This is a genomic window from Amycolatopsis sp. NPDC114484, assembly GCF_055633755.1.
In genome coordinates this window covers 1-17571 of the sequence record NZ_JBVKDQ010000004.1, presented here as the reverse complement: position 1 = coordinate 17571, position 17571 = coordinate 1, and the positions used below count along the sequence as shown (strand labels likewise).

13 protein-coding genes are annotated in these 17571 nt (G+C 69.6%); 3 read left to right on the top strand and 10 right to left on the bottom strand.

Annotated elements, in window-relative coordinates:
* Positions 1-39 precede the first annotated feature (39 nt).
* Both ACZ7SW_RS12435 and ACZ7SW_RS12430 read right to left on the bottom strand, forming a co-directional pair.
* Positions 40-1767: an acyl-CoA dehydrogenase gene (locus tag ACZ7SW_RS12435; RefSeq protein ID WP_470230498.1), complete on the bottom strand. Its 1728-nt coding sequence runs from the start codon at positions 1765-1767 to the stop codon at positions 40-42.
* 12 nt (positions 1768-1779) lie between these two features.
* Positions 1780-3108: a serine hydrolase domain-containing protein gene (locus ACZ7SW_RS12430; RefSeq protein ID WP_470230497.1), complete on the bottom strand. Its 1329-nt coding sequence runs from the start codon at positions 3106-3108 to the stop codon at positions 1780-1782.
* A 278-nt stretch (positions 3109-3386) separates the two neighbouring features.
* Here ACZ7SW_RS12430 and ACZ7SW_RS12425 point away from each other — a divergent pair, with 278 nt between their 5' ends.
* Positions 3387-4922 carry a DEAD/DEAH box helicase gene (locus tag ACZ7SW_RS12425; RefSeq protein ID WP_470230496.1) on the top strand — a complete coding sequence of 512 codons (1536 nt, stop codon included), beginning with the start codon at positions 3387-3389 and terminating at the stop codon, positions 4920-4922.
* Between the two features lie 337 nt (positions 4923-5259).
* Positions 5260-6714, top strand: coding sequence for a tachylectin-related carbohydrate-binding protein (locus tag ACZ7SW_RS12420; protein WP_470230495.1), 1455 nt, complete (start codon positions 5260-5262; stop codon positions 6712-6714).
* Between the two features lie 60 nt (positions 6715-6774).
* Here the strand turns inward: ACZ7SW_RS12420 and ACZ7SW_RS12415 are convergent, their stop codons facing one another.
* The 7 genes from ACZ7SW_RS12415 to ACZ7SW_RS12385 form a co-directional block, all read right to left on the bottom strand.
* Positions 6775-7764 carry a YdcF family protein gene (locus ACZ7SW_RS12415; RefSeq protein WP_470230494.1) on the bottom strand — a complete coding sequence of 330 codons (990 nt, stop codon included), beginning with the start codon at positions 7762-7764 and terminating at the stop codon, positions 6775-6777.
* A gap of 46 nt (positions 7765-7810) precedes the next feature.
* Entirely contained in the window at positions 7811-8695 is an 885-nt protein-coding gene (locus tag ACZ7SW_RS12410; RefSeq protein ID WP_470230493.1) for an ABC transporter permease, read from the bottom strand.
* Entirely contained in the window at positions 8682-9458 is a 777-nt protein-coding gene (locus ACZ7SW_RS12405) for an ABC transporter ATP-binding protein (protein ID WP_470230492.1), read from the bottom strand. Before ACZ7SW_RS12405 ends, ACZ7SW_RS12410 begins: the two co-directional genes overlap by 14 nt.
* Positions 9459-9483: 25 nt before the next feature.
* Positions 9484-10539: an ABC transporter substrate-binding protein gene (locus ACZ7SW_RS12400; RefSeq protein ID WP_470230491.1), complete on the bottom strand. Its 1056-nt coding sequence runs from the start codon at positions 10537-10539 to the stop codon at positions 9484-9486.
* Positions 10540-10653: 114 nt separating this feature from the next.
* Positions 10654-11679 (bottom strand): S-adenosylmethionine:tRNA ribosyltransferase-isomerase, encoded by a 1026-nt coding sequence (locus ACZ7SW_RS12395; RefSeq protein ID WP_470230490.1) that lies wholly within the window; start codon positions 11677-11679, stop codon positions 10654-10656.
* Positions 11676-12350 (bottom strand): SDR family NAD(P)-dependent oxidoreductase, encoded by a 675-nt coding sequence (locus ACZ7SW_RS12390; RefSeq protein ID WP_470230489.1) that lies wholly within the window; start codon positions 12348-12350, stop codon positions 11676-11678. Before ACZ7SW_RS12390 ends, ACZ7SW_RS12395 begins: the two co-directional genes overlap by 4 nt.
* A 44-nt stretch (positions 12351-12394) precedes the next feature.
* Complete coding sequence (locus tag ACZ7SW_RS12385; RefSeq protein ID WP_470230488.1) at positions 12395-13768, bottom strand: purine-cytosine permease family protein; 1374 nt, start codon at positions 13766-13768, stop codon at positions 12395-12397.
* Positions 13769-13869: 101 nt separating this feature from the next.
* Here ACZ7SW_RS12385 and ACZ7SW_RS12380 point away from each other — a divergent pair, with 101 nt between their 5' ends.
* Positions 13870-15081, top strand: coding sequence for an MFS transporter (locus ACZ7SW_RS12380; protein ID WP_470230487.1), 1212 nt, complete (start codon positions 13870-13872; stop codon positions 15079-15081).
* 64 nt (positions 15082-15145) lie between these two features.
* On the opposite strand, the gene ACZ7SW_RS12375 is transcribed toward ACZ7SW_RS12380, so the two are convergent.
* The gene (locus ACZ7SW_RS12375) at positions 15146-17125 is read right to left on the bottom strand and encodes a S53 family peptidase (RefSeq protein WP_470230486.1); all 1980 of its coding nucleotides are present in this window, start codon (positions 17123-17125) and stop codon (positions 15146-15148) included.
* Positions 17126-17571 lie beyond the last annotated feature (446 nt).

The following is a 17571-nucleotide window of genomic DNA, read 5'->3' as shown; positions in this document are numbered from 1 at the left end:
TCCCGGACTGTCCGGGAGGCCGTTTTCCGTTGTCCTGACTCAGGGATTCATCTCGTACGCGCCGGAAAGATCCCGCACGATCGCCCACACCCGCTCGAACCGTTCGGCGTCCACCACCGGCTTCCGCAGCCCGGCCAGTGCCAGCTCCTGCTGCTTCTCGGTGGAACTCGGCTTGCCGTGCAGATCGACCGCGGCGACGCTGAAGTCCTGCACCAGCACGGCGAACAGCTGGTCCAGCACATCGTCTGGCACGCCGGTCAGCTCGGCCTGCTCCAGGATCAGCTGCCCGTACACGACGAGGGTGAACAGTTCGGTCAGCGCCAGGCCGAAGTCCAGGTCCTTCTGCTGCGCCTCGTCGGGCGTCGCCTCGGAAAGCAACCGCACCAGCACGCCGGCCTGTTCGGTGAACCGGGCGACGTTCGGCAGGTGCTTCGCGTTCTCGTACGCCGGTTTCCAGTCGTGGAAACGGATCTTCGACAGTCCGCGCGCGGGGCCCTGGCGGAACAGGAAATCGTCGCCGGAGGCGTCGTCGCGGGTCGGCACCGCCGGGTATTCCTGCGGCGCGAACAGGTACGCGGGCATGAACTTCGCGATCAGCGCGAGGTTCACCGCGACCGTGCCCTCCAGCTTGGGCAGGCCGTCGATGTCGTTCTTGGCCATCGCGAGGTAGGTGTCGGCCTCGAAACCCTTGGCCGCCACGACATCCGCGACCAGTCCGATCACCTTCTGCGCCTCGGTGGTCACCTTCATCTTGGTGATCGGGTTGTACAGCAGGTAGCGGCGGTCCTGCTGGTTCGCCGAGCGGAAGTAGTCGATCGCACGGTCGGAGAACAGTTTCATCCCGGTCAGCCGCGCGTAGGCCTCGACGAATTCGCGGCGCACGTGCGGGAAATCCGTGACCGGGTTGCCGTACAGGATCCGGTTCTGCGCGTGCGTGATCGCCTCGTACAGCGAATGCGTCGCCATCCCGATGCCGCCGAAGCACAGGTTGAACTTGCCGATGTTGACCGTGTTCAGCGCGGCGCTGAAGGCTTCCGGTCCGGTGTGGAGGATGTCCTCGGCGCGCACCGGGTAGTCCTCGAGCCGGAACTCCGCGACGTACATCTGCGACGGCACGATGTTCTTCACGACGTGGTAGTTCGGGTGCTCGGAATCGGCGTAGAAGAACACGTACTGCTCGGGTCCTTCGACGCCCTCGATCCGGCCGAACACCGAAACCGTGCGCGCGCAGTTTCCGTTGCCGATGTAGTACTTCGACCCGTTGGCGCGGTAGCCGCCCTCGCCGTCCGGGGTGAGCACGAGGTCGGACGAGTAGATGTCCGCGCCGTGCTCCTTTTCGGACAGTCCGAACGCGCCTACCCCGCCCTCGGCCAGCGCTTCCGCGGCACGCTTGCGGGCGGCCGCGTTCCCGCTCTGCCACACCGGTCCGAGGCCGAGAACGGTGACCTGGAACGGGTACCAGTAGTTGAGGCCATAGAAGCCGAGGATCTCCGCCAGCGCGGCGATCCGGCTGGTGTCCCAGCGCTTCTCGGAGTCGCCGTCCGAATCCGCGGCCGGGGTGAGGAAGGTGGCGAACAGCCCTTCCTTGCCCGCGAACTCCAGGAAGTCGGAGTAGAACTCGCGGTCGTGATACGCCTGCGCGAGACGGCGCTTGCCGCGCGCTTCGAACCAGTCGATCGTCGCCCGCAGCAGCCGCTGGGTCTCCGGGTCGAACTTCCGGGCGTCGTAGTCGCGCGGGTTCAGCAGCGCTGTCGCCGTTTCGCTCATCGCATCTCCAGGTCAGCCGATATTACTGCCCGGTAACTTTAGCGCGGTGCGGCCGCCGAACTCCACCGCGTCCACCCGGCCGTGGTCGTCGCGCCGGAAACGCGCGCTCGGCCTGCGGGTGTCCGAGGCGCGGGCGAGCACGTCGTCGGCGACGAAGACGACCTCGAACGGCGGGGCCGAGAGGATGTCCGGATCGTCGGTGTCGAGGATCATCTGCGCCCAGAGCGAGCCGTCGCGTTCGGTGATCTCAAAGAGGAGCGAGCCCGTCCGGTACCGCCCAGGGCAGTCGCCCGGGTCGATCGCCCTGGGCGGGCGATCGTCCAGTTTTGGCAGGTCAGCCACGTTCTCCAGGCACCAGTCGACCACCCGCGGGCCGAGCGCGCCGCCGCCCGCGCTGTTGGTGAGCACGGTGACCGCGAGGTCCTCGCTCGGCGCCATGACGAACTCCGACAGCTGCAGGTTGCTGATGTTGCCGCCATGCCGCACCAGCTGCGTGTCGCCGTGGCTCAGCCGCAGCCAGGACAGCCCGATCTCCTCGAACGGCAGCGCGCCCTCGCGCTGCGCGGCGTGCATCAGGCGGCGGGTCTCGTCGCTCAGCACCTCCGCGCCGCTCAGCTGGAACCGGGCCCATTTCAGCTGGTCACGGGCGGTCGACCAGAGGCCGCCAGCCGGTGCTTCGGCTCGGGAGATGCCGACGGTGTGCGCGACCGCCGGGCCGTCCTCGCGCAGCGCGTGCCCGACCGCGTGCCGCCGGGTCAGCACCTCCCAGGGCTGGAAGTACGAGTCCGTCATGCCGAGCGGCTCCAGCAGCCGGGTGCGGACCAGGTCCTCGTAGGTGCCGCCGGAAACCGCCTCCGCGACCCGTCCGGCCAGCAGGAATCCGGCGTTGCAGTACGAGACCACCTCGCCGACGGGGAATATCTGCGGCAGCTCGTCGAACTGCCGCACCGCGCGGTCGAGCGCGTCGTCGCCCCAGCCGGTGTCGACCTCGATGTCGCCGAGGAAACCGGAGGAGTGCGTGAGGAGGTGGCGCAGCGTGACGGTCTTGGTCGCGAGCGGATCGGCGAGCCGCAGGTCCGGGAGGTACTCGACCACCGGCCGGTCCAGTTCGAGCAGCCCGTCCTCGACCAGCACGAGCACCGCGGCGGCGGCGAACGTCTTGCTGGTGGAGCCGATCATGAACAGCGTGCCGTCGTCCACCGGCGCGCCGGTGTCCACACTGGACACTCCGGCGGTCAGCAGGGTTTCCTTGCCCTCGTGGAGAATTCCGGCCGAGACGCCGGGGACTCCCGCCTCCCGCGCCCATTCGCCCAGCAGTCCCCGGAGTTCGTCTGCGCTCATGCGGCCAGCCTCGCACCCGCCGGCGCGGCGGCGATGGTGGAAACGAACGAACATCGCGCACCCGCTTCGTCGGTTCGCGCGTGGCGGCCTGCGGGCGATATCACGTAGCCCGCCGGATCTTGGGCCGGTATAGTGGACGACGCGGTCCGCTCAGTTCTGCCTCGGGCCGCGTCTCACTGTTGTCGACGACCACGCGCCGCAGCCACCCGAGGCCGCGCCGGGCAGGACAACCGCGCTACGTACGGAGATACGGGACGCTTTCGCGTCCGCACCAACCCATGACGACTTTCACTGAACTCGGCCTGCCCAAGCCCCTTGTCGACGCGCTCGCCGCGCAGGGCGTCACCGAGCCCTTCCCGATCCAGGCCGCCACGCTCCCGCACACGCTCGCGGGCCGGGACGTGCTCGGCCGCGGCCGCACCGGCTCCGGCAAGACCTACGGCTTCGTGCTGCCCGTGCTGGCCCGCCTCGCCGCGGGCCCGACGCGGCGGCGCCCCGGCAGGCCGCGGGCGCTGATCCTCGCGCCGACGCGCGAACTGGCCACCCAGATCGAGGCCGCGATCGTGCCGCTGGCGCGTCCGCTCGGCCTCAAAGCCACCACCATCTTCGGCGGCGTGAGCGCGAACCCGCAGATCACCCGCCTGCGCGACGGCGTCGACATCGTCGTCGCCTGCCCGGGCCGTCTCGCCGACCACATGCGCTCCGGCGAGGCGAAGCTGGACAAAATCGAGATCACCGTGCTCGACGAGGCCGACCACATGGCCGACCTGGGCTTCCTGCCCGAGGTCCGCCGCATCATGGCGGCGACCCCCGAGCGCGGCCAGCGCATGCTGTTCTCCGCGACGCTCGACAACGGCATCGACGTGCTGGCGAAGCGCTTCATGAACGACCCGATGCTGCACAGCGTCGACTCGGCGCAGTCCCCGGTCTCGACGATGACGCACCACGTGCTGCACCTCGAGGAAACCCACCGCCTGCCGGTGCTGGTCGACCTGACCGCGGCTCCGGGCCGCACCCTGGTCTTCACCCGCACGAAGCACCGCGCGAAGGCCCTCACCCGCAAACTCGTCGCGAGCGGCGTCCCGGCGGTCGAACTGCACGGCAACCTCGGCCAGAACGCGCGCACGCGCAACCTGGAAGCGTTCTCCTCGGGCACCGCGAAGACCCTGGTGGCCACGGACATCGCCGCCCGCGGCATCCACGTGGACGACGTGACGCTCGTGATCCACGCCGACCCGCCGGTCGAGCACAAGGCGTATCTGCACCGCTCCGGCCGCACCGCGCGCGCGGGCGCGTCGGGCACCGTGGTGACGCTGATGACCGACGAGCAGGTCTCGGACGTCCGCGCGCTGACCCGGAAGGCGGGCATCTCGCCGACCACCACGCGGATCTCGCCTTCGCACCCGCTGCTGGCCGAACTGGCTCCGGGCGACCGCTCGTTCACCGCGTCGCCGCGCCGTCCGGTGGTGGACAACCGTCCGAAGACGGTGACCGCTGCCGGTGCTGCGCCGGGCACCGGCCGACGTCGTGGCGCGCCTTCGGAAAACCGGGGCGGGCTCGGCGCCCGGACCGGTTCGCAGCCCCGCCGCTCCGGTGGCGGGCGTGGCGGGCCCCGGCAGGGCAGCGAGGCTCGTTCCACGGAGCGGCAGCCAGGTCAGGCTCGCCGGGAGGACCAGCGCCGCGGTACGGGCGCCGGTCGCCGAGGCGCGGAGGGTGCCGGCCGCCGCGCTGCCGGTGCCGACCGTCGCGGATCGGGCCAGCCGCCGCGGAACCGCCGCAACGGTTCGGCCGGACGGCGGCAGTCGGAGTCCTGAGTTTTGCTTTAGGCGGGTCGGGGACGAGCTTGTTCAGTCCCCGGCCCGCTTTGCTGTACGGAGGAAGACGTTCTCCGGATCGGCGTCGCACGCCCGCGATTTCGTCCGTCATGCTGTAATCCCGCGGGATGTCTCCTCCGGCAGCTTCTTTCTCCGGGCTCGCGCCGGTTTCCCCTCGCGCACGCACACCGCGGCGATCGCCAACGCCTTGCAGAACGTCATTCCCCGCCGGAACGTCCTCCTCGAAGGAGGAAGATCGGCGCGGAACCCCGAACGGCAACTCCCGCTCATCGGCGCCTCCCAGTAATGCCCCCGCCCCGCGCTCGATAACGTTGCCGTGACTACTCCCCCACGCCTCAGGATGGCCGTCGCGGCTTCGACCGCCATCGCGGCAGGTCTGCTGCTCGCGCCTTCCGCGAGCGCTATCAGCGGTGGAACCCCCGTCCCCGACAAGGTTTTCGACTTCGTCGTTCGCGTCGCCGCCGACGGGCACGGCTGCAGCGGCGTCCTCCTCGGACCGCAGTGGATCGTCACCGCCGGCGGTTGCGTTCCCGCCGGATCCGGGACGCCGACCAGCCCAGTCACCATCACGGCTGGCGGCACCACCGCGAAGGCCGCGACCCTGATTCCCCGGCCGGACCGGGATCTCGCGCTGGTCAAGCTCGCCACCCCGATCACCAACGTCACTCCGATCGCGCTAGGCCGCACCGCGCCCGCGGCGGGCGAAACGCTCACCGTCGCCGGATTTGGCCGTACGTCGGACACTTGGGTTCCGGACAAGGCCACGACCTCGCCCTTCACCACCGCGTCGGTCGCCGCCACCACTTTTAGCCTCACCAACGCCAACGGGCACGACACCTGCCTCGGCGACGCGGGCGGCCCGGCGATCCGCACCACGGCGGGCAATACTCCCGAACTCGCCGGGATCAGCTCGCGATCGTGGCAGCACGGCTGTCTCGCCGTCACTGAAACCCGCCAGGGCAGCGTCGAAACCCGCACTGACGACCTCGTCGACTGGATTCGCGCGCAGGCTCCCGAGCTGGCGATCCAGTGCCAGGCAACGGTTCCGCTCTTCGCCGTCACCAGCGACCTGCAGCTCTACACCCACCCGAACCCGGCCGACGGCGGGCCGATGGCTCCCCAGCAGTCCACGATCGGCACCGGCGGCTGGAACGGCTACGTCCGCCTCCTCGCCGGACCCGACGGCCTGGTCTACGGCATCCGCGCGAACGGCGACGTCTACCGCTACCAGTGGAACGGCACCGACTGGACGGCCGACTCGCGCACCGGCGTCGCCACCGGCTGGACCGGGTTCGACGATCCGGCCAACCACAACCGCGTCACCATCGACAGCCGCGGCGACATCTACGTCGTCAACCCGGACGGCTCGCTTTCCCGCCGCCGCTACGACAACGCGGCCAAGACCTGGGCGACCGAAACCCTCGGCACCGGCTGGAATTCCTACAACCTCATCACCGGCGGCGGCGACGGCGTGCTCTACGCCCGCAGCACCGACGGCTTCCTCTACCGCTACGCCTGGGACGAGGCCGGGCACAAGTGGGCGCAGGAGAGGAAACTCGTCGGCAACGGCGGCTGGAACGCGTTCACCCGCATCACCTCCGCGGGCGCGGACGTCCTCTACACCGTGACTGACCAGGGCGAACTGCGCTGGTACCGCTACCTGCCCCACAGCGACACCTGGGCCCCCGGCCCGACGGCGATCGGCGACGGCGGGTGGCAGCAGTTCTCCGACGTCGAGGCGCAGCGCAACTCCTGCGCGTTGGTTCGCTGACGACGAGATCGCCGTGCCGTGAGTTCCCGGCGCGGCACGGCGATCTGCTCTGCACGGTCGCTACGCGGACAAGAACAACAAAAACGGCCCCACTCCCAGAAGCAACAACGCAGCCGCGTTCGTCTTCCGATACTGCAGCAGCAACGCCACAAACTCGCGCAAGAACGCGCTAGGCACGAAATACGACGCCGTCTTCGCCCCGATCACGTTGAGCCGCAACCCCAATTGCCGTGCCAAGACCGCCGTGCGGAACACGTGGTAGTTGTTCGTCACGGCGAGGATCGGGCCGGAAAACCCGCGCTCCGCAAGCAAAGCCACACTGAACCGCAGGTTCTCGCTGGTAGTCGTCGCACGGTCCTCCAGCACCACCTGCTCCGGAGAAACCCCAGCCTCGATCAGGTACCGCGCCATCGCGTCCGCCTCGGATGTCAGTTCGTCCGCGCCCTGACCGCCGGACACCACCAGCAACGCTCCCGGCGACCGCTCCCGCACCTGCACCGCGCGGTCGAGCCGGCTGGCCAGCAGCGGCGGCACCCGGTCACCCTGCAGCCCCGCGCCGAGAACGACCACCGCGCCAGCGCGAGCGCGGCGGGTGGTCCGGCTGTAGAGGATCGAGTACAGCAGCAAAGCCGTGAACAGGAACGCCAAATATCCCGTCACGAACAGCACCGCCATCGCGGTCACCCGCAGCAATGGCTGATCGTCGAAGACGAGCGAACTCACCGCGAGGGCATACACCGCGAGCAAACCCAGCCCGGCCAGCAGCGAAAGCAGGTTCGCCAGCCGCCGTCCTTCGCGCCGCAGCATCACGACGCCGTTCGCGATCAAGGCCCACGGCAGCGCCAGCCCGGCGAGCCCGCCGATGATCATCACCGCCGCGATGATCGCGATCTGCGCCCATTCGACGTGGTTGAAAAACGTCAGCAGCCACAGGCCGGTGAACCCGAGCGCGACCAGGAACCACACCGCGTTGCCGACCCGCCGCGGCTCGCGCGCGAACCGTACGACGAACACGAGCACGGAGGCGATCGCGAAAAGCCCGGAGGTCATGGTCGGCATTCTGTCTGCCGCGTCCGGGCCGCGCGCGGGCAGGTACTCAGAGTGACGCCGTCAGGCCCCGCGCCCGCAGCACCGACCGCTCCAGCGGACGGAACACGATCAGCTCGATCGCCACCCCGACGAACAGAATCAGGAAAATCGCCGCGATCACCTTGGGCATCGAGTTGTACGAGGACCCGTCGTTCAAATACGTCCCCAGTCCGACGCCGAGGCTCGGCGAGCGCGCGATCAGTTCCGCGGCCATCAGCGAGCGCCAGGAAAACGCCCAGCCCTGCTTGAGCCCGGCCAGGAACCCGGGCAGCGCGGCGGGCAGCAGGATGTGCCGGGCCGCGGCGAACCGTCCGGCGCCCATCACCTTGCCGACGCGCGGCAGGATCGGCGGGATCTGGTCGATGCCCGACACGAGGCCGTTCGCGATCGACGGGACCGAGCCGAGCAGCACGACGAAGTAGATCGCCGCGTCGTTGATGCCGAACCAGATCACCGCGGCGGGCACCCAGGCCACCGACGGCAGGCTCTGCAACCCGCTCAGCAGCGGACCGATCGCCGCGCGCACCACGCGGACCTTCGCCACCAGGATGCCCAGCGGCGTCCCGATCACCACCCCGGCGGCGAAGCCGAGCGCGGCGCGGTGCACGGAAGTCCAGACGAAGCCGAACACCGAACCGTCGGTGACCGTGCTCCAGAACTCGGCCCAGACGTCCAGCGGCGCGGGCAGCGAGGTCTCCGGCCAGAACGCGGCGGCCCACAGGATCTGCCAGATGACCACCAGGAGCACGAGCGCGCCGAGCGGTGGCAGGAATCCGCGCACAAAGCGACGGCGCAGCGACGTGGGCCGCGCGCCGGTGGGGGTGTCGAGCCGGTCCAGGCCGGCGCCGACGGCTTCGTCGAGGTCGGGGGCCGCCTGGTCAGGCTGCGGCATGGGTGCTGATCACCTTTCGCAGATCGGCCGTGATCTCCTCGGCCAGCAGTTCAGCGTCCGCGGACGGGACGTCGTGCCACTCGCGGACCACGCGGCCCGGACGCGACGACAGCAGCACGACGCGCTGTCCAAGCCGGACAGCCTCGCGCACGTCGTGCGTCACGAACAGCACCGAAGTACCGGTGCTGCGCCACACCCGCAGCAGCTCGCCCTGCAGCACGTCGCGGGTGATCGCGTCGAGCGCCGCGAACGGTTCGTCCATGAGCAGCAACGCGTTGCCGTCGTCACCGCCGACGCGGTGGGTCGCGGCCAAAGCGCGGGCCAGCGCGACCCGCTGCCGCATCCCGCCGGACAGCTCGTGCGGACGCTTGCGTGCCGCATCGCTCAGCCGCACCAGATCCAGCAGCTCAGCGGCCTTTCCGCGACGCTCGGAACGGCCGAATCCGGCGAGCCGCAGCGGCAGTTCCACGTTCCGGGACGCGGTCAGCCACGGCATCAGCGCGGCCTCCTGGAACATCACCGCGGGCCGCGAAGTGGTGAGAGTGATCTCGCCGGCGGACGGCTGGTCGAGACCGGCGACGAGGTTCAGCAGCGTGCTCTTGCCGCAGCCGGACGCGCCGAGCAGGCAGACGAACTCGCCCGGCTCGACAGTCAGGTCGACCCCGTCGAGCGCGGTCACCGCGTTGCCCGCGGAGCCGAACACCTTGCCGACGCGGTCGAGGTGCACGGCGGCGGTCACTGGTCGGGCCAGGGTGGTGGTCATCGCGGATCGCCTTCCGGTCGGGACGTCACTTGGCCAGTTCGGGCGCGTTGACGGCGGGCAGCTGCTGTGCCTTGAGGACCTCGTTGAGCGGGCCGAAATCGGCGAACCCCTTCAGGTCCACCACCTTGTCGACCACGCCCGCGGTCACCGAGTCCTTGGCCAGCTGCGGGAACTGCGCGGGCACCGGGTCGGTGGTCAGCTCGATGTTCGAGAACGCGCGGTCGAGCACGGCCGGGCTGAGCGAGCTGCCGGACAGCTCCTTGAGCGCTCCGTTGACCACGGTCTTCGCCTCGGCCGGGTTCTTCTTCGCCCAGTCGATCGCCTGCAGCTCGCCCTTCAGCAGCGCGCGCACGGTGTCCGGGTGCTGTTTGAGGAACTCGCCGCGCACGATCGCGACGGTGGTCGGGAACCGGCCTTCCGGCCACAACGACTTCTCGTCGACCAGCACCTTCGCGCCCGCGTCGGTGACCAGCCGCGAGGACCACGGCTCGGGCAGCCAGCCGCCGTCGACCTCGCCCTTGCGGAACGCGTCGAGCGTCTTCGGGTTGTCCAGGTTGGTCACGTTGACCTGGCCGGTCAGCTTCTTCTCGGCGAGGAACTTCTTGAGCGCGACGTCCTGGGTGTTGGCCAGCTGCGGCGTCGCGATCGTCTTGCCCTTGAGCTGGTCGACCGACGTGATCCCCGGTTTCACCACCAGCTGCGCGCCGCCGGTGACCGCGCCGGACACGAGCTGGATCGCGCCCTTGGACTTGGTGAAGGCGTTGATCGCCGGCCCGGAGCCGATGAACGCTACGTCGAGCGAACCGCCGAGCAGCGCGTTCACTTCGGACGGACCGGCGTTGAACGTCTGTGTCGTGAGCTTCGTGCCGCCGAGGTTCTGCGCGAAGAAGTTCTTCTTGACCCCGATCAGCGCGGGCGTGTGCGTCACGTTCGGGAAGAAGCCGACGCGCACCTCCCCGGCGGCGCCCTGGTCGGTCGCGGCCTCGGTGCGGTCCGCGCGGGAACACCCGGCGAGCGCCCCGAGCACCGTCAGCGCGGCGAGTGCGGAAGCGAGCAATCGGGTTCGCGGAAATGTACGCACAAATGGCCCTTTCGCGGTCAGCGGAACGGGGCGAGAATGACACGTTCACCCGCGAGACTGCATATGCATCCGCATCCCGGGAAATTGTGTGGGATTACTTGACAGCCCTGGGCCTCACCTGCTTGTCAGGAGCGAGACGTCGCCGAACTCGTGCCACAGATACTCGCGTCGCACCGCCGCGTCGTAAGCCCGCTGCACCAGCTCCGGACCCACAACCGCTTCGAGAAGCAGCAGGTGAGACGCCTCGGGCGTGTGGAGTCCAGTGAGCAAACCGTCGACCGCGCGGGCCGGCCGATCCGGACCGAGCACGAGTTCGGTCCAGCCCGCCGCCGCGGTGACGAGTCCGCCGGGATTCGCGGCCGATTCGATCGCGCGCACCGCTGTCGTCCCTACTGCGATAACGCGTCCACCCTGGTCACGCACCCAATTGACCAACGCGGCAGTCGTCGCCGGAACGCGAAATCGCTCCCCGTACGGCGGCTCCCCGGCTTCCGGAGAAGAGACACCGGTGTGCAACAAGATCGGCGCGAACAGCACTCCCCGCGAGACCAGCTGAGTCACCAGCTCCGCGGTGAACGGCCGGGCCGCGCTCGGCATCTCCGCCGAACCGGGATCGAGCGCGAACACGGTCTGGTAATTCGGCAACGGCCACGCGCGCGGGACATAGCCGTAGCGGATCGGCCGACCGACCTTCGCGAGATACCGCGCGACCTCGCCTTCCACTTCGATCTTCGCGCGCCACAACCGTTGCGCGCCGGCGACGTGCGGCTCTTGCAGCGTGACGATCGCCCCAGCGGGCAAGCCGAGGCGCTCTCCCACACGGCCGTCGAGCAGCGGACCGCCGGGAGCGCGGAGTTCGACCACCCAGGTGCCGTCGTCCAGTTCGGTGGAGAAGTGGACGGTGATGACGCGGTCGCCCCGGACCGCGTCGACGGCGGCGGGCAGCGTGCCAGAAGTGTTGACTACCAACAGATCGCCGGGATTCAGGAAGGCTGCCAGATCACGGAAAGTGGCGTGCTGCACGCTCTCCGGGCCAGCCGCGAGCAGCCGCACCTCATCGCGAGCGAGGCCGCGCGCTTCGGGCGGTGAGGACGCACTGCGGTCCTCGGCCAGGTCGAATCGGGTGCGCGGCGCGGTCATGACTGCACCTGCCGGTCCGCTGCTTTAAACCGGCCGCTCGGCGGACGTTCCTCCAATAGCCGAAGGAAAGCCGGTACCGCGGTCTCCGGCAGCGGCCGGTCCGAAATGTCCTCGCCCGGGAAGGCGGCCTGGTGCATGGCCGTGCGCAGGTCCCCGGGATCGACCGCATACACCGCGATACCTGGATTTTCCACGCCCAGCACCGCGCTCACGTGGTCCAGCGCGGCCTTTGCCGAGCCGTAACCGCCCCAGCCCTCGTACGGCTCCACAGCGGCGTCGGAGCTGATGTTCACCAGCACTCCCGTTGCCGCGGCGAGGGCGGGCAACAGCAGCCGGGCGAGCGCGAGCGGGGCGAAAACGTTGGTGCGGAAGACAGTTTCCAGCTCGTCCGGCGGGTACTCGGCCAGCGGCGGCAGCGGGCTGGCGCCGAGCGTGCTGGCGTTGTTGACGAGCAGGTCGAGCCGGGGTCCGGCGGCTTCGGCGAGCCGGGCGCGGTGCGCGGGATCGGTGACGTCGCCGGGCACCGGGGTGAACCCGAGGTCCGCCGCGGCGGCGCGCAGCGTCCCCGGATCGCGTCCGGTGCCCAGCACTGTCCATTCGCGACGGACGAGAGCCGAGGCGAGCGCCCGGCCCAGCCCGGCGGAAGCTCCGGTGACAACAGCTACTGGCATGGGTTCCTCCAGAAGTAGGCACCTGCCAGCGTGCGACCTCTACCTTACTGGAGGTCAACCGGCCGTCGGCCGCGCAGCAGCGTGTACGCCACCAGCGAAACCACGAACCCGGCGTAGTAAGCCAGGTCCGCCCCGTGCAGCGCCGCGGCGACCGGTCCGGTGTAGACAGTCGTGTTCATGAACGGCACCGCCGCCGCGAAGCCCACCACGAACGCGACCAGCGCGGCCCAGCCGCGGACCGGACGCTGCAGCTCAGCGAGCACATCGACCTCGCGGCCACGACGCGTGCGCCGCAGCCAATCCGGCACGACGACCCCGAGGAACGGCGGGATCCAGTAACTCACCACCAGCAGCACATTCTGGAATTTCGCCGCCAGATCGCCGGTGTGCATCCAGAGGATCAGCGCGAACGCCAGCACCGTCACGACCACCGCCGACACCGGACGGCGCACCCGCACGCCGACGGTCTGCAGCGCGAGCGAGCCGCTGTAGTCGTTCATCGCGTTGGACGACACCGCCGCCAGCGCGATCACCAGCAACGCCACCGCGCCCAGCACGCCGCCGCCGAGCAGCGTCGACACCCCAGCCGCGGTCTGGTCGCCCAGCGCGGTACCGAGCGCGAGGCCGATGCCCTCGCCGAGCGCGTACGAGGCGGTCAGGCCGAGCAGCGTGAACCAGAAGACGCCGCTCGGTCGCGTCGAAGCAGGCAGGTAACGGCTGAAATCCGACGCATAGGGCGCCCACGAAATAGCGAGGCTGAGCGTAATGGTGGAAAACAGCACGACGGCCCCGGCGAAATCGCCGCCGGTCGCGGAATCGGCAAACGTGATCGGGTGATCAAGCACCACCTTTACGGCGAGCGCGACAAATGCGACAACCAGCACCACGCTCATCACCGCCTGGACCCGGTGGATCACCGCGTAACCGAACACGCCGAGCGTGCACTGCAGCACCAGCACCACGAGCACCGCGGCCCAGAACGGCAGCCCGGTGAGCTGGGCCAGCGCCTCGCCGCCGAACAGCCCGACCAGCGCGTCCCACGCGATCGAACCGAGCCATTGCACCAGGCCGGGCAGCACGACGCCGCGGCCGAACGGGAGCCGCGCGAGCGGCAGCTGACCGGTTCCGGTGCGCGGGCCCCAGGTGGACAGCCACGCGACCGGCAGCGAACCGACCACGGTTCCGATCAGCGCGATGACGAACCCGGTGGTGAAGCCGAGCCCGAGCGTCGCGCCGAGGGTGCCGGTGAACACGGCGGTCATGGTGAGGTTCGGCGCGAACCACACGCCCGCGAGCCGCCACGGCCTGCCGAACCGGTTCGCGTGCGGGATCGGGGTGATTCCGTGCGTTTCGATCGCGAAATCCCCTGCTCCGGACGGCATCCGCCCGCCGAAGACCTCAGCGTCGATCCCGCTCATTTCGTACCCTTTCTCCCGGCTGACCCGTGAGTCTGAACCGCAGTGCCCGGCCTCGCCAATACTCTGTGGCGTTCCCGACCCGTTCTCGGCAGGATCGCGGGGTGGGGGAAACACCGCTGCGCCATCGCGCGTTCGCCATTTTCTACACCGGACGACTGGTTTCGCTGCTGGGCAGCGCCATGACCCCGGTCGCCCTGTCGTTCGCGGTGCTGGGCAGCAGCCACAGCCCGACCGACCTCGGCATCGTGCTCGCCGCCGGGATCGTGCCGCTGCTCGGGTTCCTGCTCGTCGGCGGCGCGGTCGGCGACAAGTTCCCGCGCAACCGCGTGCTGCGGCTGTCGAACCTCGGCGCGGGCGCGGCGCAGCTGATCGCCGCGGCCATCCTGCTCACCGGCAACTACTCGCTGCCCGCCCTCGCCGTCACCGAGTTCCTCGGCGGGGTCTGCACCGCGTTCACCACGCCGGTGCTGCGCGGGATCGTGCCGCAGATCGTCCCGCCGGAGTCGCTGCGCCAGGCGAACTCGCTGCTGGCCACCGGGCGGAACATCACCAAGGTGGCCGGTCCCGCCGTCGCCGGGGTGCTGGTCGGCACGGTCGGCGGCGGCTGGGCGATCGCCGCCGACGGGGTGTCGTTCGTGCTCGCCGCCTTGCTGTACCAGACGATCACGCTGCCCGCGGTGGAGAACTCCGAGCAGACCAGCGTGCTGCGCAGCGTGCGGGCCGGCTGGCGGCAGTTCTGGCGGATCCCGTGGCTGTGGCGGGTGGTCACGGCGTTCACCGTCTACAACATCGTCTTCACCGGCGGCTGGCTGGTGCTCGGGCCGGGCATCGCGCAGGACACCATCGGCGCGGCCGGATGGGGCGCGGTGCTGAGCGTGCGCGCGGCGGGCGCGTTGCTGTCCGGGCTGGTGATGTACCGGCTCGCGCCGCGACGGCTGCTGCCGCTGGGACTGGCGGCCGCCGCGCTGACCGTGCTGCCGCTGATCGCGCTCGGCCTGCACGCGGGGTTCGTCCTGTTGGCGGGCTCGACGTTCGTCGCCGGGTTCTGCGCGGGCGTCATGGGCGTCGCCTGGGACACGACGTTGCAGGAGAACATCCCCGGGCACCTGCTGTCGCGGATGGCCGCGTTCGACGATTTCGGTTCCTACGCGGGCATTCCGATCGGCGAACTGCTGGCCGGACCGCTCGCCGCCGCGTTCGGCGCGCCGCAGGTGGTCCTCGTCGGCGGGATCCTCATCGCCGTCGCCGCGCTGTCGCCGCTTCGCTCCCCCGCCGTCCGCGCACTGCGACATCCGCCGGTCCACGTGCCGTGAGGGGAACCCTGAGGGAATCAGATTCCCTCAGGGTTCCCCTCACGGACTTTCCTTCACCCCTCGGTCACACCAGCAGCAGGAACGCCACTCCGTTCGGCGAGCCGAGGCCCGTCACGTCGTCGTAGCCCTTGGTCGTGTGGATCGTCAGGTTCGGGTAGTCGAGCACCCGGGCCGAGGTCTTCAGCCCGCCCGCGGCGTCGGTCCCGTTGGCGAAGTCCACGCGCTGCACCGCGCCGTCGACGTGCTGCACGTCGTGGATCGCCGACGTGCGCGACGTCAGCTGGTACAGCACCGGGTTGATGAACCCGTGGTGGAAGTGGTCGAGGCTGTCGGCCACCGCCATCACGCCCGCGAACACCGGCGACGCCAGGCTCGTGCCGCCGATCCGGTACTGGTCGTAGTAGACGCCGTCCGGGAAGGTCTGCGTCTGGCCCACCAGGAAACCGGTGTTCGGGTCGGCGACCGCGGAGATGTCCGGGACCACGCGTCCCTTCGCGCCGCCGGTCTGGTTCTTCGTGGACAGCGCGTCCGGCACGATTCCCTTCTGGTAGAAGGGCTGGCCGAACAGCCGGCTCGTGCCGCCGCCCGCGCCGCCGTTGAACGCGCCCGGGAACGCCGGGGCGTAGGCGCCGTCGGTCAGCGTCGACTTGCCGGTCTCCCAGCCGGTTTCGAAGATCCGCTTGCCGTCCTGGCCGACCGCCAGCGACGTGCCGCCGACCGCGGTCACCCACGGAGCCGAAGCGGAGAAGTCCGGCGAAGGCGTGCCCAGCCGCGCGACCTCGTCCCCGTTGTCGCCGGAGGAGAAGTACACGCCGATGCCCTCGAGCACCGCCTGCATCGAGATCTGGTTGAACACCTTGACCTCGGCGGCCGGGATGTCCTCGCCGGTGTCGCCGTAGGAGTTGGAGATGATGTCGGCCTTGTGCCCCGCGACGACGTAGTTAAGCGCGGTGTCCAGCGACAGGTCTTCACAGTCCTGCCCGCCGACGTAGAGGATGTTCGCGCCCGGCGCGAGCCCGTGCGCGGCCTCGACGTCCAGGGTTTCCTCGCCGTACCAGCCGGAAGCGTCGCACTGGTCCGGCGGCTCGAGCACCGGGTTCGGCGGGAAGATGTGCTGTTTGAACTGCTGCTTGGTCAGCGGGTGCGCCGGGTCGTTGCGCTTGGCGTACTCCGCCGCGTCGGCGTAGATCGTCGGCGAGGCGAACGCGTCCACAATGGCGATCGTGGTGCCGCGACCGTCCGCACCGAACTTCGCGACCTGGTCCAAGCCGTACGCCGAACGCAGCTGCGCGGGCGTGTAGCCGCACGGCGCGTACGGGAGCTGCTTGCCGTTGTAGGCCGGGTCAGTCGTGTCGGTCTTCTCGCCGTAGTAGGCGCTGCACGGTCCCGAGTTGCGGAATCCCTTGCTGGGCGGCGCGGTCGACGGGCTGCCCTGCACGCGGGACTGCTTCGTCGCGGGCGTGTCCGCACCGTCGGTGTGGTCCGGTTTGAACAGGTTCGTCGCCTGGTCGACGCCGACGACGCCGAGCACGTCCTTGGCCAGCGAGGCCGGAACGGACAGGTCCTTGTCCGCCGCCCGCAACGTCTGGCCCTTGACCTGGTACTTGCCCAGGGTCACGGCGAACGCGCGCTGCACCTGGTCAGCGGTACCGGTCGCCTCGACGTAGGCCCGGTTGGACGGCACCTCGCCGGTGGTGAATCCGCTTGCGGACAGCCAATTCTTTACCGCAGACACCGTCTGGTCGGAAGCCGCGAACTGGTCCCGCACCTGGTCCGGCGAAAGATAGTGCCGGTAGCCGCGACTGTTCGGATCGGACACCGACTGCGCGGCGGCCTCGGCCGCGCCCTGGTCCTTGATGTTCAAGTAAACCCGAAAGTCCATTGTGGACGACGCAGCCGTGTCGGCCACCTTGGACTGCGGATTGGCCCAAGCCGGATGCGATTGCGGAATGTCCGCCCGCCCCTGAGCCGACGCCACGGCAGGCGAAGCGGCCAAGCCGCCCACCACCGCCAGCGAAAGAAACATGGTGACGCTTCTACGCACAGCAACTCCCTCGTGTTGCGCGGCCTTCGCCCCCGCCTGCCGCCGGAACGAGACTAGGACTGCCCCCGCCCGCCGGGGAAGCGTCCGGCTTTCCCGTGCGGAACCGTTATCTGCCCCCCGCATCGCGACACAAGGGACAAGTGCGACCAAAGTCCGTTTCATCCACACTGTCCACAGCGGAATGTGCCGAAATCAGAAAAACGCCCGTTTCCCACCACCCCCCTCACAGCAGTAGACGACCAGAGACACCACCTACGAAGGTCGCACAATCCAGATCACCCGCCCAAAAACTCACCCATCCGCAGAGACCCCCCACCCACCCCACCGCAACCAACACACCCCACAAGCGAGGCACCCAGCCCCTCCCCCGCACCCCGATACGAAGCCTCCCTGCGGTCTGGGGTTGCTTGTCAAGGCATCTTTCCCGCCTTGACAAGCAACCCCAG

Bases quoted from the DNA above. Each gene is read 5' to 3' on its own strand.
- ACZ7SW_RS12435 (WP_470230498.1), bottom strand. From the start codon at position 1,767: ATGAGCGAAACGGCGACAGCGCTGCTGAACCCGCGCGACTACGACGCC.
- ACZ7SW_RS12395 (WP_470230490.1), bottom strand. From the start codon at position 11,679: ATGACCGCGCCGCGCACCCGATTCGACCTGGCCGAGGACCGCAGTGCG.
- ACZ7SW_RS12405 (WP_470230492.1), bottom strand. From the start codon at position 9,458: ATGACCACCACCCTGGCCCGACCAGTGACCGCCGCCGTGCACCTCGAC.
- ACZ7SW_RS12415 (WP_470230494.1), bottom strand. From the start codon at position 7,764: ATGACCTCCGGGCTTTTCGCGATCGCCTCCGTGCTCGTGTTCGTCGTA.
- ACZ7SW_RS12430 (WP_470230497.1), bottom strand. From the start codon at position 3,108: ATGAGCGCAGACGAACTCCGGGGACTGCTGGGCGAATGGGCGCGGGAG.
- ACZ7SW_RS12425 (WP_470230496.1), top strand. From the start codon at position 3,387: ATGACGACTTTCACTGAACTCGGCCTGCCCAAGCCCCTTGTCGACGCG.
- ACZ7SW_RS12410 (WP_470230493.1), bottom strand. From the start codon at position 8,695: ATGCCGCAGCCTGACCAGGCGGCCCCCGACCTCGACGAAGCCGTCGGC.
- ACZ7SW_RS12390 (WP_470230489.1), bottom strand. From the start codon at position 12,350: ATGCCAGTAGCTGTTGTCACCGGAGCTTCCGCCGGGCTGGGCCGGGCG.
- ACZ7SW_RS12385 (WP_470230488.1), bottom strand. From the start codon at position 13,768: ATGAGCGGGATCGACGCTGAGGTCTTCGGCGGGCGGATGCCGTCCGGA.